23 protein-coding genes are annotated in these 21,534 nt (G+C 64.7%); 6 read left to right on the plus strand and 17 right to left on the minus strand.

Features of this window, described 5'->3' with window-relative positions:
* Positions 1–20: 20 nt before the first annotated feature.
* From ACXAG6_RS19020 to ACXAG6_RS19060, 9 genes are all read right to left on the minus strand, one after another.
* Positions 21–458: a DcrB-related protein gene (locus ACXAG6_RS19020; RefSeq protein ID WP_475339470.1), complete on the minus strand. Its 438-nt coding sequence runs from the start codon at positions 456–458 to the stop codon at positions 21–23.
* A 141-nt stretch (positions 459–599) separates the two neighbouring features.
* A complete protein-coding gene (locus ACXAG6_RS19025; protein WP_475339471.1) occupies positions 600–1,019 on the minus strand; it encodes an acyl-CoA thioesterase in 420 nt (139 codons plus the stop codon).
* A complete protein-coding gene (boxA, locus tag ACXAG6_RS19030) occupies positions 1,019–2,206 on the minus strand; it encodes a benzoyl-CoA 2,3-epoxidase subunit BoxA (protein WP_475339473.1) in 1,188 nt (395 codons plus the stop codon). The genes ACXAG6_RS19025 and boxA overlap by 1 nt, the downstream gene beginning before the upstream one ends.
* On the minus strand, positions 2,203–2,355 hold the full coding sequence (locus ACXAG6_RS19035) for a hypothetical protein (protein ID WP_475339474.1): 153 nt from the start codon (positions 2,353–2,355) through the stop codon (positions 2,203–2,205). Before ACXAG6_RS19035 ends, boxA begins: the two co-directional genes overlap by 4 nt.
* A gap of 59 nt (positions 2,356–2,414) precedes the next feature.
* Positions 2,415–3,866 carry a benzoyl-CoA 2,3-epoxidase subunit BoxB gene (gene boxB / locus ACXAG6_RS19040; RefSeq protein ID WP_475339475.1) on the minus strand — a complete coding sequence of 484 codons (1,452 nt, stop codon included), beginning with the start codon at positions 3,864–3,866 and terminating at the stop codon, positions 2,415–2,417.
* 74 nt (positions 3,867–3,940) lie between these two features.
* Positions 3,941–5,599 carry a 2,3-epoxybenzoyl-CoA dihydrolase gene (gene boxC / locus ACXAG6_RS19045; RefSeq protein ID WP_475339476.1) on the minus strand — a complete coding sequence of 553 codons (1,659 nt, stop codon included), beginning with the start codon at positions 5,597–5,599 and terminating at the stop codon, positions 3,941–3,943.
* Positions 5,600–5,716: 117 nt separating this feature from the next.
* Positions 5,717–6,142, minus strand: coding sequence for a DUF309 domain-containing protein (locus ACXAG6_RS19050; RefSeq protein WP_475339477.1), 426 nt, complete (start codon positions 6,140–6,142; stop codon positions 5,717–5,719).
* The gene (locus ACXAG6_RS19055; protein ID WP_475339478.1) at positions 6,139–6,948 is read right to left on the minus strand and encodes an alpha/beta fold hydrolase; all 810 of its coding nucleotides are present in this window, start codon (positions 6,946–6,948) and stop codon (positions 6,139–6,141) included. Before ACXAG6_RS19055 ends, ACXAG6_RS19050 begins: the two co-directional genes overlap by 4 nt.
* Positions 6,945–8,483 carry a benzoate-CoA ligase family protein gene (locus ACXAG6_RS19060; RefSeq protein ID WP_475339479.1) on the minus strand — a complete coding sequence of 513 codons (1,539 nt, stop codon included), beginning with the start codon at positions 8,481–8,483 and terminating at the stop codon, positions 6,945–6,947. Before ACXAG6_RS19060 ends, ACXAG6_RS19055 begins: the two co-directional genes overlap by 4 nt.
* A gap of 155 nt (positions 8,484–8,638) precedes the next feature.
* Between ACXAG6_RS19060 and ACXAG6_RS19065 the strand changes: the two genes are divergently transcribed.
* The 4 genes from ACXAG6_RS19065 to ACXAG6_RS19080 are packed head-to-tail and all read left to right on the plus strand — an operon-like array spanning position 8,639 to position 11,394.
* A complete protein-coding gene (locus ACXAG6_RS19065; RefSeq protein WP_475339480.1) occupies positions 8,639–9,355 on the plus strand; it encodes a 5-oxoprolinase subunit B family protein in 717 nt (238 codons plus the stop codon).
* Positions 9,352–10,368, plus strand: coding sequence for a 5-oxoprolinase subunit C family protein (locus tag ACXAG6_RS19070; RefSeq protein WP_475339482.1), 1,017 nt, complete (start codon positions 9,352–9,354; stop codon positions 10,366–10,368). Before ACXAG6_RS19065 ends, ACXAG6_RS19070 begins: the two co-directional genes overlap by 4 nt.
* Positions 10,365–11,123, plus strand: coding sequence for a LamB/YcsF family protein (locus ACXAG6_RS19075; RefSeq protein ID WP_475339483.1), 759 nt, complete (start codon positions 10,365–10,367; stop codon positions 11,121–11,123). Before ACXAG6_RS19070 ends, ACXAG6_RS19075 begins: the two co-directional genes overlap by 4 nt.
* Positions 11,124–11,157: 34 nt before the next feature.
* The gene (locus ACXAG6_RS19080) at positions 11,158–11,394 is read left to right on the plus strand and encodes an Lrp/AsnC ligand binding domain-containing protein (RefSeq protein WP_475339484.1); all 237 of its coding nucleotides are present in this window, start codon (positions 11,158–11,160) and stop codon (positions 11,392–11,394) included.
* A gap of 177 nt (positions 11,395–11,571) precedes the next feature.
* Here the strand turns inward: ACXAG6_RS19080 and ACXAG6_RS19085 are convergent, their stop codons facing one another.
* The 7 genes from ACXAG6_RS19085 to ACXAG6_RS19115 form a co-directional block, all read right to left on the minus strand.
* Entirely contained in the window at positions 11,572–12,273 is a 702-nt protein-coding gene (locus ACXAG6_RS19085; protein WP_475339486.1) for an ABC transporter ATP-binding protein, read from the minus strand.
* A complete protein-coding gene (locus ACXAG6_RS19090) occupies positions 12,273–13,016 on the minus strand; it encodes an ABC transporter ATP-binding protein (RefSeq protein ID WP_475339487.1) in 744 nt (247 codons plus the stop codon). Before ACXAG6_RS19090 ends, ACXAG6_RS19085 begins: the two co-directional genes overlap by 1 nt.
* Complete coding sequence (locus ACXAG6_RS19095) at positions 13,013–13,972, minus strand: branched-chain amino acid ABC transporter permease (RefSeq protein WP_475339488.1); 960 nt, start codon at positions 13,970–13,972, stop codon at positions 13,013–13,015. Before ACXAG6_RS19095 ends, ACXAG6_RS19090 begins: the two co-directional genes overlap by 4 nt.
* 139 nt (positions 13,973–14,111) lie before the next feature.
* Positions 14,112–15,035, minus strand: coding sequence for a branched-chain amino acid ABC transporter permease (locus ACXAG6_RS19100; RefSeq protein ID WP_475339490.1), 924 nt, complete (start codon positions 15,033–15,035; stop codon positions 14,112–14,114).
* Between the two features lie 57 nt (positions 15,036–15,092).
* On the minus strand, positions 15,093–16,271 hold the full coding sequence (locus ACXAG6_RS19105) for an ABC transporter substrate-binding protein (RefSeq protein ID WP_475339491.1): 1,179 nt from the start codon (positions 16,269–16,271) through the stop codon (positions 15,093–15,095).
* A 68-nt stretch (positions 16,272–16,339) separates the two neighbouring features.
* Entirely contained in the window at positions 16,340–17,890 is a 1,551-nt protein-coding gene (locus ACXAG6_RS19110; RefSeq protein WP_475339492.1) for a benzoate-CoA ligase family protein, read from the minus strand.
* Positions 17,887–19,005 (minus strand): FAD-dependent monooxygenase, encoded by a 1,119-nt coding sequence (locus ACXAG6_RS19115; RefSeq protein ID WP_475339494.1) that lies wholly within the window; start codon positions 19,003–19,005, stop codon positions 17,887–17,889. The genes ACXAG6_RS19110 and ACXAG6_RS19115 overlap by 4 nt, the downstream gene beginning before the upstream one ends.
* A gap of 87 nt (positions 19,006–19,092) precedes the next feature.
* Between ACXAG6_RS19115 and ACXAG6_RS19120 the strand changes: the two genes are divergently transcribed.
* Together ACXAG6_RS19120 and ACXAG6_RS19125 are read left to right on the plus strand one after the other, a co-directional pair.
* Positions 19,093–19,497, plus strand: coding sequence for an acyl-CoA thioesterase (locus ACXAG6_RS19120; protein ID WP_475339495.1), 405 nt, complete (start codon positions 19,093–19,095; stop codon positions 19,495–19,497).
* Positions 19,490–20,197, plus strand: a complete 708-nt coding sequence (locus ACXAG6_RS19125; protein WP_475339496.1) for an IclR family transcriptional regulator — start codon at positions 19,490–19,492, stop codon at positions 20,195–20,197. Before ACXAG6_RS19120 ends, ACXAG6_RS19125 begins: the two co-directional genes overlap by 8 nt.
* Positions 20,198–20,228: 31 nt before the next feature.
* Here ACXAG6_RS19125 and ACXAG6_RS19130 read toward each other — a convergent pair whose 3' ends face one another.
* Complete coding sequence (locus ACXAG6_RS19130; protein ID WP_475339498.1) at positions 20,229–21,506, minus strand: MFS transporter; 1,278 nt, start codon at positions 21,504–21,506, stop codon at positions 20,229–20,231.
* Positions 21,507–21,534 lie beyond the last annotated feature (28 nt).

Genomic DNA, 21,534 nt, shown 5'->3' on the forward strand with positions numbered 1-21,534 from the left:
CCAGAGAAAGGAACGGTTACTTACTGGCGCGCGGTAATTGCGAGCGAGGCATACATCGGTTGAAAATGGGTTTCGTCGGCATGGTCAAAGTCCGCCTCGGAGGCGGTGCCGGCAAATGAGGCGATCCGGGGGGCGTCGAGCGGCAGAAAAATTTGCCGCTGCTTCATCCGCCCCGCGGCGGTTTTCCAGGTAAAGACAAGCTCCATGGCGAAGCGGCCGGAGAGATTGGTTTCGTCCTGTTTGATAAGGCGAAAGCCATCAAGCGCGGAGCTGAGGCTCATCATCTGGCGGTTGCAGTAGTCCAGAAAGCTCTCGTCGGGGCGCATCTCGTCACGCGCGATGGCCACGTTGGGTGGCACCGCAGTAGGCGTGCCGTGGGCGGACCAGACAAGCACAGAACGATCGACCCAGCCATCGGGCACGTCGACAGAGAAATCCGGTAGCTGGATGGAACTCATGGAAATTACTCGCCCGAAAATCAGCAGGGTAGGTGACTCTAATGGCGCCATGAGTCCGCAAGGGTGGCGTCATGTCAACCGCGATGGGCGGAGAGTTGCGCAGGTGCAGCATTTCCGTAGCGTCAGCCGGGCGCGTCCGCTTTAACCCGGGATGCGCGCCTCAACCAGAGCGCGAATGTCGTCGGGCGGAGGAGCCTTGGTGAAGGTGGGGCTATCGACGAAAACGCAGGTAAACTGGCCCTCGAAGCAAAGCGTCTCGTCCTGCCGCCCCTCGACCCGAAAACTGATGGAGGTGGTGCCCAGCCGCGTAGGCCAGCACGCGCACTCCAGCACATGGCGCGGCGTGACCGGCGCGCGGAAATCCATGCTCATCGACACGAAGGGGGTGCCGGTGCCGCGGTCGAGCTCCATATGATACCAGCCCGCCTGCTCGCCCAGCGCATCGGCCCACCAGCCGTTGATGGCCTCCAGCGCAAACCACGGCAGCCGGGCGGTGTAGGCGATGCGGGCCGGGTCACAATCGCCCCAGCCAACCTGGATCTGGTGAGTGTAGGGAGCCATCAGTAAGTTTCGACGTGATAGCGCCCCTCGGCGCGCATGGCGTCGCGGGTGCTTTGCCACGGCAAGCCGATGCTCTCGGCGATGTTGGAAAGCGCCTCGTCCACCCCCGCCTCCATGCCGCGCAAGCCGCAGACGTAGATATGGGTCTTCGGGTCTGCCAGAAGCTCGGCCACCTCGTCTTCGTGCTGGCGCATCTTGTCCTGCACATATTCCTTTTGCGCCTCGGGCTGGCGCGAGAAGGCGAAGTGCTTTTTCAGCAGGCTGTCGGGCACCTTTTTGAGCGGGCCGAAGTAGGGCAGGCTGTCGGGGGTGCGGGCGCCGAAGAACAACACCATGTCGCCCGCCGCGCCTGCCGACATCCGCTGGCGGCGCATGGTGAAGGCGCGGAAGGGGGCGGAGCCGGTGCCGGTGCAGATCATCAGCAGCCGGGCTGAGGGATCGTCGGGCATGAGGAAGGTGGCGCCGAAGGGGCCGGTAACCTGCACCTCTGCGCCCTGCTCCAGATCGCAAACGTAGTTGGAGCCAACGCCGCGGGCCTCGCGCTTCACGGTGAGTGAAACATTGGCATAGCCGGGGCGCTCGCCGTCCCGCGGGGAGCTGACGGAGTAGAGGCGCGGCAGGTGGGGCTTGCCCTCGGCATCGGTGCCCGGCGGGATAATCCCGATGGATTGGCCTTCGAGCACCGGAAAGGGCGCGCCCTGCATGTCGAGGATGATGTGGCGCACGTCGGAATCCGCGCCCTCGGCGGTGAGGCGGTAGTTGCCCTGCACCTTGGCCGTGACCGGCTTGCCGATGGTGTGCAGGTTGATCGAGGGCTTAGAGGCGGAAGCGGGGGCGACGGATTTGCCCCCTGCCCCGGCGTGGGCCTCGGCCAGAAGCGCGGCCATCGCCTCGTCCAGCGCCTCGGTGCTGTCGCCGCCACCGGTTTCGATCTCTTCCTGCTCGGGCAGTTCCGTCCACTCGAATTGCTCTTCAAGCGAGTAGGGCTGCTCAACCACGCGCCACTCGTCGATGGAGCCGGTGGGGCAGACGGGGATGCAATCCATGCAGAAGTTGCACTTCTCGGCATCGACCACGACGTTCATGTCGTCATGGGTGATCGCCTCGACCGGGCAGGTCATCTCGCAGGTGTAGCAGCGGATGCAGATTTCGGGGTCGATCAGGTGTTGCTTGAGAGGCTTGTTCATGCCGCCCTGCCCTTCGGCTTCAAAACCATCTCGGGCACCGCCAACAGATCCAGCACTTCGCGGCAAGCGCCCTTGCAGCCGGTGCAGCCGAGGCATTTGCCGGTGGTCAGCGCACGCGGACGGGCGAAGGACTGGGTTTGGGTCATCATGGCGGTTTCCTCCCTGTTGCAGTGGGTCGGGCGGCACCGGAGCGCCGCCCGGGGTGGCCTTAGGCCATGTGCAGCTTCACGTATTCGAAGTCGCCGGGCTTGTTGTCGATGCCGACCTTGGGCGCCGCGATCCAGCTGGCGTATTTGCCGGGCTCATAGCAGGGCTTCATCAGCGATTGGATAAAGTCGCCATCGGCCTTGGTGGGCAGCCACTCGTCTTTCTTGGCGGCGTATTCCTCCTCGGACAGCGGATTGCCCTGCGGGTCGAACTTGGCGGCCGAGAACACGCCGATCTGGCGGTGGAAGCTTTCGTGCGGCAGCTTCAGCTCGAACTCGATGCCCATTTTCTCGATGGCCTTGTTCCAGCGGCCCACGCCGCCCGAGGCGTCACGCACGTAGTCGTCGCGCAGGCGCATGTTGATCGCGGTCAGCGCGGGCACTTCCTCCTGCACCACCTTGCCGTCCACGAGGTTCCAGACCTTGTAGGTATCGCCCCTGAGCTGGTGATCGTCGTCGATCCGGTGCTCCATGTAGCGGCCCTTGATGCCCGCGTTGAAGGCATTGGCGGCGTTGGTGGAGACCTCCTGCCCGAAAAGGTCGAGGCTGAGGGTGTAGTGCAGGTTGAGCTTTTTCTGGATCGTCGGCAGGTCGATCACGCCGAGATCGCGGATCTTGTTGATGTCATAGGGGTCGGTGATGCCGGCCTTCTTCATCGCCTCGCAGGTGGCCTGCACCACGCGGCCCACGCCGGTTTCGCCCACAAACATGTGGTGCGCCTCTTCGGTGAGCATGAAGCGGCAGGTGCGCGACAGCGGATCGAAGCCGGATTGGGCGAGCGACTCCAGCTGCATCTTGCCGTCGCGGTCGGTGAAATAGGTGAACATGAAGAAGGAGAGCCAGTCGGGCGTTTCTTCGTTGAAGGCACCGAGCATCCGGGGGGCCTCTTCGGAGCCCGACGAGCGACGGAGCAGGTCATCGGCCTCTTCGCGGCCGTCCTTGCCGAAGTATTTGAACAGCAAGTATACCATGGCCCAAAGGTGGCGGCCCTCCTCGACGTTGACCTGAAAGAGGTTGCGCAGGTCGTAGAGGCTGGGGGCCGTGAGGCCGAGGAAGCGCTGCTGCTCGACCGAGCCCGGCTCTGTATCGCCCTGGATCACGATCAGGCGCTTGAGCATGTTGCGGTACTCGCCCGGCACCTCCTGCCACGCGGGCTGGCCGGCGTGCTCGCCGCAGGGGATCTTGCGATCTTCGCCCTGCGGGGCCAGCAGAACGCCCCAGCGGTATTCGGGCATCTTAACGTAGTCGAACTTGGCCCAGCCCTTCGGGTCCACCGATACAGCGGTGCGCAGGTAGACGAGGCTTTCCTGAAAGTTCTGGGGGATCAGGTCGTTCCACCAGTTGATGTAACCGGGGTGCCATTTTTCCAGCGCCTTCAGCACGCGCTTGTCTTCGCTGAGGCCCACGTTGTTGGGGATTTGCGTGTCGTAGGAGACGTTGATCAGGTCGAGCATTTTTTCCTCCTTGGTGGTGGGTTGGCACCCACCCTACGAGTTGGTTGTAGGGTGGGTGAAACCCACCATGCGGGTCAGACGCGTTGCATGTTGTAGTCGCCGCGGATGCCGGTGCCGTAGCGTTGCAGGGCCCCCTCCTCACCCACCGCGTTGGGGCGCTGGAAGATCCAGTTTTGCCATGCGGTGAGGCGGCCAAAGATGCGGGTTTCCATCGTTTCGGGGCCTGCAAAGCGCAGGTTGGCCTCCATCCCGGTCATCGCATCGGGCGAGAAGCTGGCGCGCTCTTCCATGAAGATGCGGATCTCGTCTTCCCAATCAATGTCATCAAGGATGTAGGTGACGAGGCCCAGCTCGTCGGCCTCTTCGGCCTCGATGGGCGTGCCGATGTGTTCGCGCAGCGTGTCTACCTGCTCGGGGGTGCCGAGGAAGCGAGTTTGCAGGCGGGTGAGGTCATTGCCCATGGGGTATTGGCCGAAGTTGCTTTCGGAGAGGGTGATGGCCGCGAGCGGGCGATTGTCGCCCTCGAACTCGTCTTCCATCATGTAGGTGCGGTCGGCGGCCCAGAGGATCTCGGCCAGCACACCGGCAAAGCAGGAGCCGTGCTCGACAAGCGCGACGAGGCTGCGCGAGGTCACGTCGATCCGCTTCAGGATGCGCTTCCAGAAGGCGAGGGTTTCGGACGCCAGCCAGTGATCCTTGTTGGCCAGCAACACGGCCTCATGGGCCAGCAGCGCCTCGGCATCGCCTTGGGTGCGGAAAGTCCATGTGCCCTGCTCCATTTCGTTGAGGCGCAGGTGCAGGATGGCGTCATCCAGCTCGCGGGCCAGCTTGAGAAGGTAGCTCTGATCACCCTGCGCCACGAGGTCTTCGGGGCCGCTCGGTGCGGCGCCTTCGGGGCCCTTGATGGTAATCGTGGCAGAGCGTGCGGCGCGATCAAGCTCCACCTCGACATGGGTGTAGGTCACGGCATTGTCGGTGATGCTGCGCTCGATCGGGCCGAGGCTGATGCCCTTTTCGGCGCGGCTCGGCATTTGGGCGGCGAACTCGGCGGCGCGGGCGGTGACGGTGTCATCGAACTTGGAGTTCGGCACCACTTCATCCACCAGCCGCCAGTCTTTCGCCCGCTTGCCGCGCACGCCCTCCTCCATCGCGCAGAACACATCGGCTAGGTCGCGGCGGACCTTGCGCTTGTCGGTCACGCGGGTGAGGCCGCCGGTGCCGGGGAGCACGGCGAGGAGCGGCACTTCGGGGAGCGCGACGGAGGAGCTGGAGTCATCCGTCAGCATGATGTGATTGCAGGCCAGTGCCAGCTCGTAGCCGCCCCCGGCGCAGGCGCCTTTGACGGCGGCGATCCACTTTTGCCCGCTATCCGCCTCGGCGGCCTCGAAGGTGTTGCGGGTCTCGTTGGTGAATTTGCAGAAGTTGACCTTGTGGGCGTGGCTCGCGCCGCCGAGCATGCGGATGTTGGCCCCGGCGCAGAAGACCTTCTCCTTGCCCGATTGCATGATGATGACCTTCACCTCGGGGTGCTCGAAGCGCATGCGCTGGACCACGTCGGACAGCTCGATATCAACGCCCAGGTCGTAGCTGTTGAGCTTGAGCTGGTAACCTTCGAACAACCCGCCGTTTTCATCGACGTCCATGGAAACGCGGGCCACCTCGCCTTCGTACTCCACTTTCCAGTGGCGATACTTCGACGGGTCGGTGCGGAAATCTATCAGCTTGTCACTCATGGCGCGTTTCCTCCTGTTACCGCGTTCTACCGGCTTGCAGGGCCGGAGTAAACGGGAAATTGGCATAATAATTCACATTGTCGGGCACATAGGCGCGATATCAACGCCCATTATGCATTATACTGCATTATTTTGCATCTCCAGCGCACCCTCGCGAATCGCCTCAAGCCGCAGGGTGAACCACCCGGCAGGACGGGAAGGCGCGGTGAAGGGGGCGGCTTCGTCGATCAGCCGGGCGGCGATGTCGCAAAGGCGAAGGGCGGCGGCAGGGCGCTCCATGCGGGCCTTGAGCCCGGCGTTGGCAAGCTGGATCAGCGCCTGAATGCCGGTGCGCGCCGGGCCATCGGGCAGTGCCAGCCAGACAGGCTCCAGTACCTCATGGGCCTCCCAGAAATAGCCCGCGTCGATCCAGTCGAGGCCGGTGGTGAGCGCCTCGGAGGCCAGCGGCTCGGGCTCGGCGGTTGCGCGCAGCCCGTCAAACGCGCCCTCGGGGTGGCGCGCGGCCTGGCCGGGCACATAGGCGTATTCGGGCGTGGCGCTCACGCGGGCACCACCTCTTCGCGCTCGATCCGCACGAGGCGGGCCGCAAACTCGGCCACAGCATCGAGCACCGCTTGGGGTTGATCCAGATGGGGGCTGTGGCGGCAATCGGGAAGGATGGCCACATCAACCGGCGCGTAGCTGCGGGTTTCGACCTCTTCCACCTGCGCCAGCGTGCCATATTGGTCGTCGGCGCCCTGAATCACGAGGCTGGGCACGCGGAGGTAATCGACCACCTCGCCCACGTGCCAATCCTTGAAGCCGGGCGCGAGCCAGGCGTCGTTCCAGCCGCGGAAGGTGGCCTCCGGGTCGGCGTGATACTTGGCCATGCGCGGCTTCAGATCTGCCTCGAAACTCTCGCGGGCGGCGGCGATGGCAGCCAGCCCGGCGGGTTCGGTGAAGAAATGGGGGGCCATGAGGACAAGGCCGCGAATGCGGTGATCGGCATGGCGGCCGGCGTATTCGGCGGCGATGGTCGCGCCATCGGAATGGCCCATGAGTATGTAATGATCGGCACCGATCGCGGCGAGCACCTCTGGCAGCGAGTCCATCGCCTCGCGTGTCATGTAATCAAGCGGGCGGGGCAGATCAGCGGGGTCTGACTGGCCGTAGCCAGCGCGCGAATAGGCGAACACGCGCAATCCGGTGGCCTGCGCCAGCCGCTCCGGAATGTCGCGCCAGAGGGCGAGGCAACCGAGCCCCTCGTGAAGCATCACGATGACCGGGGCGGACGCATCACCCCCCCAGCTTTGCCATTCGAGCGATTTGCCTGCCGCCTCAACGCGGCCGCTCCCGGGAAAGTCGATCATGCCGGTTCTCCTTCACGCAGCTTGAAACGCTGGATCTTGCCGGTGGCGGTTTTGGGCAACTCGTCGACCACCTCGATCCAGCGGGGGTATTTCCACATGCCGATCTTCTCCTTCACCAGTTCCTTGAGATCCCCGGCGATGGAGGGGTCTGCCCCCTGCTTCAGGACGATGTAGGCGGCGGGCTTGTCGAGCCCCTTCTCATCGGCGCGGGCAACGACGGCAGCCTCCAGCACCGCCGGATGCTCCACCAGCGCCTGCTCCACTTCGAAGGGGCTGACCCAGATGCCGGAGACCTTGAACATGTCATCCGTGCGCCCGCAGTAGACATAGCGGCCCTCAGCGGTGCGCTCGTACTTGTCGCCGGTGCGCGTCCAATGACCCTGAAACGTATCTTGGCTCTTGAGGCGGCGGCACCAGTATCCCTCGGCGGCGGAGGGGCCACGAACCAGAAGTTCTCCAACTTCTCCGTCACTTACCGGCTCGTCATGCTCATTCACCAGCCGCACCTCGTAGCCCGGCACCGCCAGCCCGGAGGTGCCGTAGACGCATGCGCCGGGGCGGTTGGATAGGAAGATATGCAGCATCTCGGTGGAGCCCACACCATCGACGATTTCAGCCCCCCAGAGGGCCTCCCACCGCTCGCCTATTTCGCGCGGCAGAGCCTCGCCTGCGGAGGTGCACAGGCGGATGGCGTGGCTGGGCGATGTGCCGGCTTTTTCCTGCGCAGCGACGAGCGCGGCAAAGAGGGTGGGCACACCGCAAAACAGCGTGGGCTTCTCCTCGGCCATGATGGCGAGGCAGGCATCGGGCGTGGGGCGGCCGGAGTAGATGATAGAGGTGGCGCCGACGGCCATGGGGAAGGAGATGGCGTTGCCGAGACCATAGGCGAAAAACATCTTGGCGGCGGAAAACACCACATCATCCTCGCGGATGCCGAGCACCTCCTTGCCGAAGGTATCGGCGGTGGCCTTCAGCGAGGCATGAACGTGACGCACCCCCTTTGGCGTGCCGGTGGAGCCGGAGGAATAGAGCCAGAAGGCCAGTTCGTCATCATGGGCGTGAGCGGCTTGCACCGGCTCCGCGCCCTCGCAGAACCTACTATAGGATTCCGTGCCTTCCGGGGCATCGCCAATGACCAGAATGGCGCGGAGGAAGGGGTTGCCCTGCACGGCGGGGGCAACGGTTTTCCACATAGCTTCGGAGACGACGAGTATGGAGGCGCGGCTGTCTTGCAGGATCGTCTCATAGACCGGCGCGGCCAGCAGCGTGTTCAGGGGCACCGGCACCGCCCCGGCCTTGATCGCGCCCCAGAACACCACCGGAAACTCGATCTGGTCGCGCACGATCATCGCCACGCGCTCTTCGCGGCGCACCCCGTGGCGCAGCAGCGCCCCGGCGAATTTTGACGTTTCATCAGCCAGTTGGCCGTAGGTCAGGCTGCGTTTTGCCCCGTCTGCCTCACGGAAAGCGGGCTTGTCTGCCCGGCCTTCTGTGATGTGGCGATCAACGAAATAAAGGGCTGCGTTGCTGTTCATTGGCGTCGTCCTCCCTGACGCGACTCCGCAGAATCGCGCCTCCTCCCTGTATGTGCGTTATAATGCATACATCACCGGAGCGATCAAGCGGCGCGCGCAAAATGTGCATTTTTCTGCATATTGCTGCTGAGCTGTGCGCGGGAGAGAGTGGGGCGATGATGGATGGGGTGATCAAACCGGAGGTTTTGCCGCTAGGGCAGGATGGCGTTCTGGTGCGCTTTGCCCGTGCGGTGAGCCCAGAGGCCAGCGCGGCAGTGGCCCGCTTTGCGGCAGAGGCCGAGGGCTTGGCCGAAGAGGTGGCCCCTGCCCTCGCCTCGGTGCTGCTGCGCTTCGACCCGGCTCGTGTGACGCGACCCGAGGTGGTGAGCGCGGTAGAAGCCCTGCTGAACGCCCACGACTGGCAGGCACTGGCAGACCCGGCGCCAACGCGGCTCTGGCGCGTGCCGGTGGCGCTGGACGGTGCGCAGCTGGCGGAAGCGGCGAAGATGGCCGGACTCTCGGTGGAAGATGCCACCAAAGAGTTAACAGCGGCTGAACTTCGTGTTCGCGCGATCGGATTTTCGCCCGGGATGCCCTATCTCGGCTACCTGCCCGAGCATTGGAACATCCCCCGCCAAACCGAGCTGACGCCCAAGGTACCTGCCGGGGCGCTGGTGGTGGCGGTGCGGCAGCTTGTGCTGTTTCCCAGCGAAAGCGTGACCGGCTGGCGCATGATCGGGCGCTGCGCCTTCCGGCCCTTCCGGCGCGGCGCAGCGGAGCCGTTCGTGCTGCGCGCGGGTGATGCGGTGCGGTTTGACCTGGTGAGCGTCGATGAGCTGGATGCCCTGCAAGATCAACCGCTTGGCGGGGCCGTGGCCGAGGATATGGCATGACCACCCTGCGCGTGATCGACGTGGCCCCTGGCGTGACGGTGCAAGACATGGGCCGCCCCGGATGGGTGGCGCGGGGCCTCGCCCGGGGCGGCGCGGCGGACCGGCTGGCGCTGCTGGAGGCGGCGGCGCTGCTTGGGCAGACACAGCCCTCGGCGGCGCTGGAAATGGCGGGCGCAGGCGGGCGCTTCACGGTGGATGCGCCGGTGCGCCTGTGCCTGACGGGCGCAAGGATGAAAGCCGAGGTGGAGGGCCGCCCGCTTGGGCATTGCGAAACCACCCTGCTCGCGCCGGGCGAGGTGCTGCGCGTGGGCGGCGCGGAGGCCGGCAACTACGGCTACCTGGCCTTTGCGGGCGGGGTGTTCGGCGATGAATGGCTCGGCTCGCGCTCGGCGCATCTGCTTGCAGGGGTTGGGAAATTTCTGGCAGCGGGAGACGAGCTGGCCTTGGGGCGCGATGACGACCCGGACGCTGCGGCGCAAGTGCTTGAGCCGGAAAGCAGGCTGGGCGGCGGGACGCTGAGGGTGATGCCGGGGCCGCAGACGGAGCTGTTTGCGCAGGAGGTCCGGGCGCGGTTCTTCGCCACCGGGTTTCACCGCGCGCCGCAGGCCAACCGGCAGGGCGTGCGGCTGGACTTCGAGGGCGCGCCGTTTGAGAGCGAAGCCAAGGGTTTGGCCTCGGATTTCATCGCAAGTGGCGACATTCAGATGACCGGCGACGGACGCCCCTATGTGCTGCTAGCCGAGAGCCAGACCGTGGGCGGCTACCCGAGGATCGGCACGGTGATTGCCGCCGACCTCCCCCGGCTGGCGCAGGCACAAGCCGGGGAAGCGCTGCAGTTTCAACCCGTTACGCTAGAGGAAGCCGATGCGGCATGGGAGAGCGAAGCGGCGGTTCTGGCGCGGCTGAAACGGGCGGTTGCGCCCCGGGTGCGCGACCCGCGCGACATCCCCGACCTGCTGGGCTATCAACTGGTGGACGGTGCCACCAAGGGCGATGAACTGGAGGACGAATGAGCCGGAAAATCGACCTGAACGCCGATATAGGCGAGAGCTTTGGCCCCTGGGTGATGGGGCAGGATTCTGCGATATTACAGGTGGTTACCTCCGCCAACGTGGCCTGCGGCTTTCATGCAGGCGACCCGGACGTGATGGCCGCGACTATAGCGGCGGCGGTGGAAAATGGCGTTGGCATTGGCGCGCATCCGGGGTTTGCCGACCTGCAGGGCTTCGGGCGGCGCAGAGTTTCGCTTTCAGATCAGGAGCTTGGAAACCTCGTCGCCTATCAGCTCGGCGCAGCCATGGCGATGGCGGGCAAGGCCGGGGGCAAGGTGCGGCACCTCAAGCTGCATGGGGCGCTGGCAAATATGGCGGCGGAAAATGAAGCGATGGCAAGGGTTTGCTACGAGGCGGCGCTGGCGGTTAACCCTGATCTGGTGTTGATGGTCATCGCACAGACCGCGCAGCAACGGGCAGCAGAGGCCCTAAAGGCCCGGTATGCCTGCGAAATTTTTGCCGACCGGGGCTATGAGGACGACGCGACGCTGGTGGACCGCTCAAAGCCCGGCGCGATGATCCATGATGTCGAAGAGGCCGCCGCGCGGGTGCTTCACATGATCGAAAGCGGCGCGATTTTTTCCATCCACGGCAAGAAGATACCGGCGCAGATCGACACGATTTGCCTGCACGGTGACGGCCCGGAAGCCTTGGCAATTGCCCGGTCCGTGCGGGCGAAGCTGGAAGGCGCCGGATGGGCGCTTGCGCCGCTGTAATTTCGCGCTAGCCTGACCAGCAAGGAGACCCCAGATGAGCGCCATTTTCGTCCAGATCCGCTGCACCCCCGGCACCACCTACTCCGTGGCCAAGGAGCTGATTTTGCAGGAGATTCACTCGGAGCTCTACTCCACCTCCGGGGAGTGGGACTTGCTGATGAAGCTCTACCCGCCCGAGGGTGCAGATATCGGCCAGTTCATCAACGATATGGTCTCCAGCGTCGAAGGCGTTGAGCGGACGCTCACCACGTTAACCTTCAAGGCGTTCTGAGGCGTTAACCCGCGATTTTGTCGGGGCACATCCCATGCACAGGTAATGCACAACCTGTGCATACGGGATTCCCGCTGGCGTGGTTAAGTTGACCGACCGTACGCTGTGCGCGATGTGAGAGATCCTCGGGTCATGCCCGAGGATGACCGGGTCGGCCCAAGGATGACGGGCGCCCGGTTAGAGCCCCAAGTAGCTCTCCCGCGCCACGACATCCGCCTCCAGCTCCGCCGAGGTGCCCTGCCAGACGGTTTCGCCGCGCTGGATTATGGTGTGGCGGTCGGCCAGCTTCATCAGGTCGTGCAGGTTTTTGTCCACCACGAGGATGGAGAGGCCAGTATCGCGGATTTGCCCGAGCGCCTCCCAGATCTTGGCGCGCACCAGCGGCGCGAGGCCCTCGGTGGCTTCGTCGAGGATAAGCAGGCGCGGGTTGGTCATCAGCGCCCGACCGATGGCGAGCATCTGCTGTTCGCCGCCCGAAAGCAGGTTGCCCATGGAGCTGGCGCGGCTTTCCAACTCGGGAAAGAGGGCATAAACGCGCTCTTCGGTCCACGGATCGGGCTGATCGAGGTGGTTGGAGGCGGTGGCGACGAGGTTTTCACGCGCGGTCAGGTTGGGAAAGATCTGGCGGCCTTCGGGCACGAGGCCGAGGCCGAGGTTGGCAATGCGGTGCGAGGGCAGCCCGGCGATTTCGCGGGTTTCCAGCCGCACCCGCCCGGCGCTGGGTTTGAGGATGCCCATGATGGCGCTGATCGTGGTGGTCTTGCCCATGCCGTTGCGGCCCAGCAGGGTCACCACCTGGCCGGCGTTGACTTGCAGCGACACGCGAAAGAGCGCCTGGGAGGGGCCGTAATGGGCCTGCAGGTTTTCGACCGTCAGCATCAGACCTCCTCCCCCAGATAGGCTGCTTCGACCTCCTTGTTGGCGCGAATCTCGGCGGGCGCGCCGGTGGCGATGATATGGCCGTAGACCAACACCGAGATACGGTCGGCGAGGGCAAAGACGGCGTCCATATCGTGCTCGATCAGCACGATGGTGTGCTTGCCCTTCAGCCCACGCAGCAGCTCCACCATACGGGCGCTTTCCTCAGGGCCGAGGCCGGCCATGGGCTCATCGAGCAGCATCAGGTCGGCTTCGCTCGCCAGAGCAATGGCGATTTCCATGTGGCGGTGCTCGCCGTGCGAGAGGGCGCGGGTGGGCAGATCGGCTTTGTCGGCAAGGCCGACGCGGGCAAGAAGCTCTGTCGCGCGGGCTTGGATCGACTCCACCGAGGCGGCGGCGCGGAAGAAGCGGAAGGACGAGCCTGCGCGGGCCTGCACGGCAAGCGCGATGTTCTCGCGCACGGTCATGTCGAGGATCAGCGAGGTGATCTGGAAGCTGCGGGTGATGCCGAGGCGCGCGCGCTTGTGGGCGGCGAGCCCGGTGATGTCGCGGCCCTTGAACAGCACCTGCCCGGCGTCTGGCCGCTGCGAGCCGCAAAGCTGGGTGATCAGCGTGGTCTTGCCTGCGCCGTTGGGGCCGATGATGGCATGCAACTCGCCCGGCTCGACGGTGAGCGAAAGGTCATCGGTGGCGCGGATGCCGCCGAAGCTCTTCATCAGGTTGCGGGTTTCCAGAATGCTCATTTGCGCTCCCGGAAAAAGCCCATCAGCCCGCCTCGGGTAAAGAGCACCACGGCAATCAGCAGCAGGCCGAAGGGAAGGTGCCAGTAGATGGTGTAATGGCTCAGCCACTCTTCGAGGATGATAAAGGCCGCCGCCCCCAGCACCGGCCCGCCGGTGGTGCCGCCGCCGCCGAGGATGACCATGAACATCAGCTCGCCGGAGCGCGTCCAGTCCATCATCTCGGGGCTGATGAAGGTGGTGAAGTTGCCCAAGAGCGCCCCGGCATAGCCCGCCATGGCCCCGGAGATGACATAGGCGGTGAGGCGGTAGGCATAGGTGTTGAGCCCCATCATCTGCACCCGCTCGGCATTGCCCTTGGCCCCGCGCAGCACCATGCCAAAGCGGGAGCGGGTGATCATCCGCACGATCAGCATGGCCACGAGCAGCGACACATAGGCGAGGCCGAAGAGCTGAAGCGGGTCATCAAGGTTGATGCCGGGCAGCTCTGAGCGGGTATCAATCACCAGCCCATCGTCGCCGCCGTATTCCTCGATCGAAACGATCGCGTAGTAGACCATCTGGGCGAAGGCCATGGTGATCATGATGAAATAGACGCCCTTGGTGCGCAGGCAGATCGCCCCGGTCACAAGTGCGAAGAGCGCGCAGACCGCCATGGCCAGCGGGATCTGGACAAGGCCGGAGGTGGTGGCGAGGCCAAGGTGCTCTAGCCCGCCGTAGAGCCAATGGTAGGCCGGAATGCCGACCGCATAGGCCCCAAGGCCCACGTAGGCCGCATGGCCGAAGCTCACCAGCCCGCCGTAGCCGAGGATCAGGTTGAGGCTGACGGCTGCGATGGCGAGGATGGTGAGGCGGATGGCCAGATCGAGCCAGAAGGCGTTGCCGGTGAAGTAGAACACCGGGGGCAGCACGGCGAGCAGGGCCATGGCCACAAGGGTGGCGATTGGGCGGGGGCTCATCTTCGGGCCTCCGCGCGGGCTGTTGCCGTCGATTGAGTATTTGCAGCAAGAAAATGCAACAAGGCGCGCCCCTGCTCATTTTCTTGCTCCAAATATCTCCCACCGGAGGCCTCGAATCTCTTCTGGTCTGCCATAGGCCTCACCGCACCTTCGGCGGGAACAGGCCCTGCGGTTTCAGCGCGAGGACGCAGGCCATGATGATGTAGATCAGCATCGCCGAGAGCGCGGGGGCGGAGTTTTCGGCGGCATCGGGCGACATGATCAGCTTGAAGATGTCGTCGAGGAAGCTGCGGCCCAGCGTGTCGATCAGGCCGATCAGCAGGGCGGCGATGAAGGCGCCTTTCATCGAGCCGATGCCACCGACGATGATGACGACGAAGGCGGTGATGATGACCTGATTGCCCATGCCGATGCTGGCCTCGGTGATCGGCGCGATCAGCATGCCCGCCAGCCCGGCCAGCGCCGCGCCCAGCGCGAAGACGAGGCCGAAGAGCAGCTCGATGTCGATGCCGAGCGCCGCCACCATAGTGCGGTTGGAGGCGCCGGCGCGGATCAGCATGCCGAGGCGCGTGTGGGTGACCATCCAGTAGAGCCCAGTTGCCGCAACGAGGCCTGCGGCGATGATGACGAGGCGGTAGGTGGGGATTACGAGGGTTTCGGACAGTTCGATTTGCCCGGTGAAGGCGGGGGGCAGCGGCACGGCGATGCCCTCGGGCCCCCAAATCAGGTGGGCGGCGGTATCGAACACGAGGATCAGGCCGAAGGTGGCCAGCACGTGGTCGAGGTGGTCGCGGGCATAGAGCGGGCGGGCGATGAAGCGCTCCACCGCCCAGCCGAGCGCCGCCGTGAGCGGCAGGGCCAGCAGCACCGCGACAAAGAAATTGCCGACGAGGTAGGTCAGCGAGGCGCAGATGAAGGCCCCGAGCATGTAGAGCGAGGCATGGGCGAGGTTGACGAAATCGAGGATGCCGAAGACCAGCGTCAGCCCGGAGGCGACGAGGAACAGCAGCAGGCCGAGTTGCAACCCGTTCAGCGTTTGGATGATGAGGAGAGAGGTGTCCACGGATGTCTCGCGGTTTGGGCGGGCAGGGAAAGGCCCCCTGCCCGTCCGGATTTCAGGTCATTCCATCGAGCATTCGGCGGCGAAACTGTCGACGTGATCTTCGAAGACAGTGCTCACAACCTTGGTCGTCCATGTGCCATCGGCATCGGCCACCACTTCGCGCAGGTAGAAGTCCTGCACCGGGATGTTGTTGGTGCCAAACTTGAAATCACCGCGCACGGAGTCGAACTCGGCGGCCTTGAGGGCGGCGCGGATGGCGTCTTTGTCCTCGGTGTTGCCGACCTTGGCCACGGCGGAGGCGATCAGCATGATCGAGTCGTAGCTCTGCGCCGCGTAGTAGCTCGGGTAGGTGCCGAACTTGGCCTTGAAGTCGGTGACGAACTTCTTGTTGGCCGCGTTGTCCAGCGTCGGATCCCATTGCTGCGTGGTCTGCGAGCCGAGCACCGCCTCGAAGCCGGCCTCTTGCAGCTTGGGCAGCGAGAGCGCGTCGACGGTGAAGACCGAGTAGAGCGGCAGCGTGTCTTTCAGGCCGGCCTGGTCATATTGCTTGATGAAGGCACCGCCCGCCGCCCCGGGGTAGAAGACGAAGAGGCCGTCTGCGCCCGAAGCCTTGGCCTTGGCCAGCTCTGCCGAGAAGTCGAGCTGCGCGTCGGCGCCCCATTTGGTGAGGTCTTTGCCCGCGATTTCACCCTTGAAGGCGCGCTCCACACCGGCGGTCATGTCTTTGCCGGCGGCGTAGTTGGGGGCCATCAGGTAGAGCGACTTCACGCCCTGCTGGTTGAGCACCTCGCCCAGCGCCATCGGGGTCTGGTCGTTCTGCCATGAGGTCGAAAAGAAGTTCGGGTCGCAGAGCTTACCGGCTATCTGGCTCGGGCCAGCGTTGGCCGAGATCAGGAACTTGCCCGCATCGAGCACCGATTTGCGCGAGGCCAGAAGCACGTGGCTCCAGATGTAACCGGCGACAAAATCGACGTCATCCTGCTTCACCAGCTTGTCGGTGGCCTGTTTGCCCGCTTCCGGGGCGAACTGGTCATCGCCGAAGATGACCTCGATATCGAGGTCGCCCGCCTTGCCGTCGAGGTGTTCGACCGCGAGGTTGACGGCGTTTTGCATATCGGTGCCGATCACTGCCGCGCCGGTGGTGAGCGTGGTGACGAAGCCGATCTTGACCGACTCGGCATCGGCGCCGGTGGCCACGATGCTGGCCGCGCAGGCCGCCGTGAGTAGCTTTTTCATGTTTTTCCTCCCTAGGTGCGCACCGGTCTGTGCCAGGCGTCGGGTGATTTGTGCATTATATTGCCGTTTTAGGCAATATTCTTCTCATTCGTTTGCAGCGCCAGTTTGACAGCCTGCCGGTCGATCTTTCCAGTGCCCGTTTTGGGCAGGTCGGTGACGAAGCGTATGGTGCGGGGATATTTGTAGGGCAGCAACACCTGCTTGACGTGATCCTGCAACATCTTCACCGCGCCCTCATCCGCAGGGCCGGAGCGCAGGGCGACAAGGGCAGAGAGGGTCATGCGGCGGTCGGGCAGCTCGTGGGCAAGCACGGCGCTTTCAACCACCTCGGGGTGCTCGTTGAGCGCGCGTTCCACTTCCAGCGGCCAGACCCATTGGCCGGAGACCTTGACCAGGTCATCGGCGCGACCCTGAAAGTAATAGAAGCCCTCGCGCTCGATGAAGCGGTCGCCGGTGTTGATCCAGTCGCCAACCATCGTCTCGGCGGTCTTGTCGGGGCGATTCCAATAGGCGGGGGCGGAGGAGTGGCCGCGCACGAACATCACCCCATCCTCGCCCGAGGGTGTGGGGGTGCCATCGGGCGCGCGCAGCTCGATCTCATAGCCCGGCACCCGCTTGCCCGCCGCGCCGAGCCGTTGCTCGGTGGCGGTGTTGGAAAGGTAGACATGGAGCATCTCGGTGCTGCCGAGGCCCTCGATGGGCGGCAGGCCGGTGAGCGACTGCCAGCGGGTGAAGACATCCTCCGAGAGGATCTCGGCCGCCGACATGCATTGCCGCAGCGAGCCCAGATCACGCGAAGAAACGCCGGGGGCGTTGATGAGCGCGGTGTAGAGCGTGGGCAGGCCGAAAAAGACGGTTGGCGCGTGGTCTTCGATCATGTCGAGCACGGCGGCGGGCTTGGGCTGGCCGGGCATTAGCAGGGTGCAGGCCCCCACGGCGAAGGGAAAGGTGAAGCTGTTGCCGAACCCATAGGCAAAGAAGGCCTTGGGCACGGAAAAGCACACATCATCGGGGCGCAGCTTCAGCACATGGGTGGCGAAGCTCTGTTGGCTGTAGGCCATATCGTGATGCAGGTGGACGATGCCCTTTGGGCGGCCCGTCGAGCCAGAGGAATACATCCAGAAGGCCATGTCATCGGGGCCGGTTGGCGCGGCGTCGAGCGTGGTGGGATGGCCGGAGGTGAAGGCGGCGTGGTCGGTGATGACAGGCGCGCCCTTTGGGAAGCGGTCGGCATACTGCGGCTCGGTCACGGCGAGCGGCGCGCCACTGTCGGCAAGGTAAAATGCCAGCAGCTCGGGCGGGGTCATGGTGTTGAGCAGCACCGGCACAAAGCCCGCGCGGGTGGCCCCGAAGAAGGCGGCCGGAAAGTTCGGCGTATCGTCGAGAAACAGCGCGACCCGGTCACCGGGGGCGAGGCCGGCGGCGGTGAAGGCGTGGCCCCATTGCGCGGCGCTGGCGATCAGCTCGCCATAGGTGAGGTCGCCCGCCGGGCCGGTGAGGGCGCGGGCTTGCGGGTTACGGGCGAGGTTTTGCCAGAGGATCTCGGCGCAATTCGGGTGGTCGGCCTTGTTGAAGCCAATCTCAACAGCGCCGGGCGGGGTGCGGACAGGATCAATCATAGCGCGGCCTCATATTCAGCCATGAAGCCGGGCGAGAGGGCGCGCAGCTTTTCGGGCGGCACGCGGCCAGAGCGGGTGACGTAAGACATGGCAAAGTCGAGCGGCGGCTTTTCCATGTGCTGCGAGAAGGTCTCGTACCACGCGGCAGAGGTGTTTGCCCCGGTCACGATCTTGCGGGCCACGGGCGGGCGGCTTTGTTGGTAGTCGGCAAGGCCCGCCTCAAGCGAAGAAGCGCCAGAGATGGCGGTGATGAGCGCGATGGCGTCTTCCATCGCCAGCCGGGTGCCGGAGCCGATGGAGAAATGCGCGGTGTGCACCGCATCGCCGAGCAGGGCCATGTTCCCCGCCGTCCAGGCCTCGCACCAGAGCTTGGGAAATTGCCGCCAGATCGACCGGTTGGTGAGCAAAGGCGCGCCTTCGAGCACATCGGAGAACAGGCTGGCGCAATAGGCCGCGCTCTCCTCCTCGCCCATGTTGGCAAAGCCGTGGGCGTCAAAGGCCGCCTCCTCCAACTCGACGATGAAGGTGCTCATATCCGGCGCGTAGCGGTAATGGTGGGCATTGAGCGCGCCCTTGGGGTGGCGGATGAAGGTTTGGGTGAGCGCATCGAAGGGGCGCGGCGTGCCGAACCATGCAAAGCGGTTCGACATGTGGCCGAGGCTTGGCGCGTTGGCCTCGCTGCGGCAGCGCGAGTTGAGGCCATCGGCACCGATGATGAGATCGGCCTGTATCGAGGCCGGGTCTGCCTCGGTATCGAAGCGCAGCTCGACGCCCAGCGCCTCGGCGCGGGCGGTGAGGATGGTAAGCAGCTCCAACCGGCCGATGGCGGCAAAGCCGATGCCATCGAGCGTTACCGCGCCATCGGGGTGGTTGAGCACCATGTTCTGCCAGCGCTCCATGCGCGGCGCGATCAGGTCATGGGTTTCGGGGTCGTCCTTGGCGAGGAAATCCAGCGCCCGGTCGGAGAAGACCACGCCGAAGCCCCATGTCACCCCGCGCGGCGCGGCTTCATGCACCGTGACGCGGGCCTGCGGAAAGGCGCGGGCTGCGAGGATGGCCGCCGTCAACCCGCCGGGGCCGCCGCCGATGATGTCGATAGATGATGGCTTGGCCATTCCGCCCTCCCCTGCGGTTTGGTCTTGTGCGACTGTGACGTTAGGCGGTAGTTCCACATTATGCAATAGGTTTTACGGAGCGGAAATTTGAGCCTCTTTACCCTGGATGTCGACATCAGCTTCGGGCACTGTGATGCAGCGGGAATTGTCTATTATCCCAACTACTTCCGCTGGTTTGACAGGTGCTTTCATACCTTCCTCAAGGCGCAGCACGGCGGCCATGCGGCGCTGTGCAGGCAGCTGGGCGCGCGGGGGCTGGGGCTGATTTCTGCCGATGCGCGATTCCGTTCGCCGGGCTTTGACGGAGATGTGTTGCGGCTTGAGATGAGCGCCGGAGAATGGGGCCGCAAGAGCCTGCGGCTGGACTATCGCGGCACGGTTGGGGAGCGTTTGGTGATCGAAGGCGAGGAGGTGCGGGGCGTGTTTATCGAAGATGGCGGGCGGATACGCGCGGGGGATGTGGCTCCGCTCAGGGAGGTGATCGGTGGCTGAAGGGTTAAGCTCACTCGATGCGGCGCTGGGGCTGCTCAACGTGCTCTCGCGGCAGGGCGGTCCGGTGGGGCTGAGCGAGATTGCACGCGCCGCCGACATGCCCGCGAGCAAGGCGCATCGCTACCTCGCCAGCTTCATCTCCGCCGGGCTGGTGAGCCAGGCGGGCCGGTCGGGCAAGTATGACCTTGGCCCCGAGGCGGTGGCGCTCGGCGTGGCCGGGATGGCGCGGGTGGATCTGGTCAACCGCACCGCCGATGCGCTGCCCGAACTGGTGGAAGAAACCGGGTTGACCGCGCTGCTCAGTGTCTGGGGCAACGCGGGCGCGGTGGTGGTGCGCTGGGAACGGGCCCCGCGCTTCGTTGTGACCACGCTCGGGCTGGGCACGGTGATGCCACTGAAACGCTCGGCCTCGGGCCGGGCCTTTCTGGGCTGGGCCCCGGAGGCGGTGATTGCCGCGCGGCTGGCCGAGGAGGGCGGCGACGGCGCGGGGCTGCGCGAGGCCATTCGCAGTGCGGGGTTTGCGGCGGTCAGCGGCGAGCTGATCCCCGGCCTTGCCGCCATCGCCGCGCCAGTGCTGGACTGGCAGGGCGAGATCGAGGCGGCGGTAACGCTTTATGGCACCGACCCGGCGATCTGCGCGGCAGATGGGCCGGAGGTGACAGCCCTGCGCGCGTTCTGTGCGGGGCTGTCGGCGGTTTAGGCGGGGCGCACCACTGCGGGCTATCGGCGCCTCAGGCCAACCGTCTGGCCAAGAGTAAGCTCAGGATCACCGCAACGAGGAGAAACCCCGCGCCCAAGATCCACGCGAACGGTGTGGAGTAGAGCTTTGCGGCGGCTCCGACCAGAACCAGACCCAGCGCAGCGCCCGACTGCTGAATCAGAGATCTCAGCGACAGCATGGTCGAGCGTTGGCGATCTTCGACGCAGCTATGCAGGATACTGCTGGCCGGGGTTTCGCTGACGCCAAGGAGGACGGAATACAGGATGAAGACCGCCACGAAGCCGATGATCCCGCCCTGCAATGCCAAGGCGACCTGAACGACCGCCAGGCCTGCAAAGACCGCAGCCAACGTCATGGCGTGCCGCCGCCGGAAGATCCGGCTGACGTGGGGCGACAGGGAAGCGCCGAGCGCGATCGAGAAGAAATAGGCCGCCGTTACGATGCCGATAACGGTATTTGCGTAACCCTCATCCAGCATGGGTTTTGCATGGGTCGGCCAGATCACTTCAACAGGGTTGGTGGCCATCAGAAAGACCGCCAAGGCTGCCAGAAGGAGAGACAATGCGGGATGTTTCAGGGCCAAAAGGCTCGCGTCCTTTATCACCCTTGGCACGCTTGCGAAGCCGTGCTTGAGAGCTGTCGCGCTCATCGGGCGCGGGGGTTCGGCAATGGCCAAGATGGTGAACGCAAACACGCCCAGCATCACGCAAAAGCTTGCGGCGTAGGATACGTCATAGATGCTGAACCCGAGGTTCTCCGCCACCGATCCGAAAGCATCCGGCAAGAGGCCGCCCAGAATGGCCCCCAAGGCCAAGCCGACGGCATTGGCCCATTGCGCTTTGGCAAGGGCGGGTTGCACATCTACCTTGGGTGCAGCGGCTCTGAAGGTTTCGACAAACCACGCATCGAGCGTGCCTGACCGAAGGGCACGGCCAAAGCCGATGAAGGCAAACGAGAGCGCCAGAACATAAAAATCGCGGGTCGAGAGAAAGAGCGCGAGCGACATCAGGCTGGCGACGACAGCCGTTAAAAAGACAGGCTTGCGGCCGATGCTGTCGGCCAAGCCGCCAAAAGGCAGCTCCATCGCCATCGTGGTGAGCGAATAAACCCCGAAGAGAAGGGAGATTTGGAAGAGGTCCATGCTTCTGTCGGTCAACGCGAGGGCGACCACAGCCACCGTCAGGCCCATGGCAAAGCGGTCAAGAAACTGGTGAACCTGAAAGACCCGAATGTGCCGCCGTGCGGAAGCTGTAAGTGCGTTGAATGAGAACTCTACTTCGGCGGCCATGGCTTCAGCATCGGCGCTATCGTCACCA

The organism is Vannielia sp. ABF1_015, assembly GCF_056160745.1.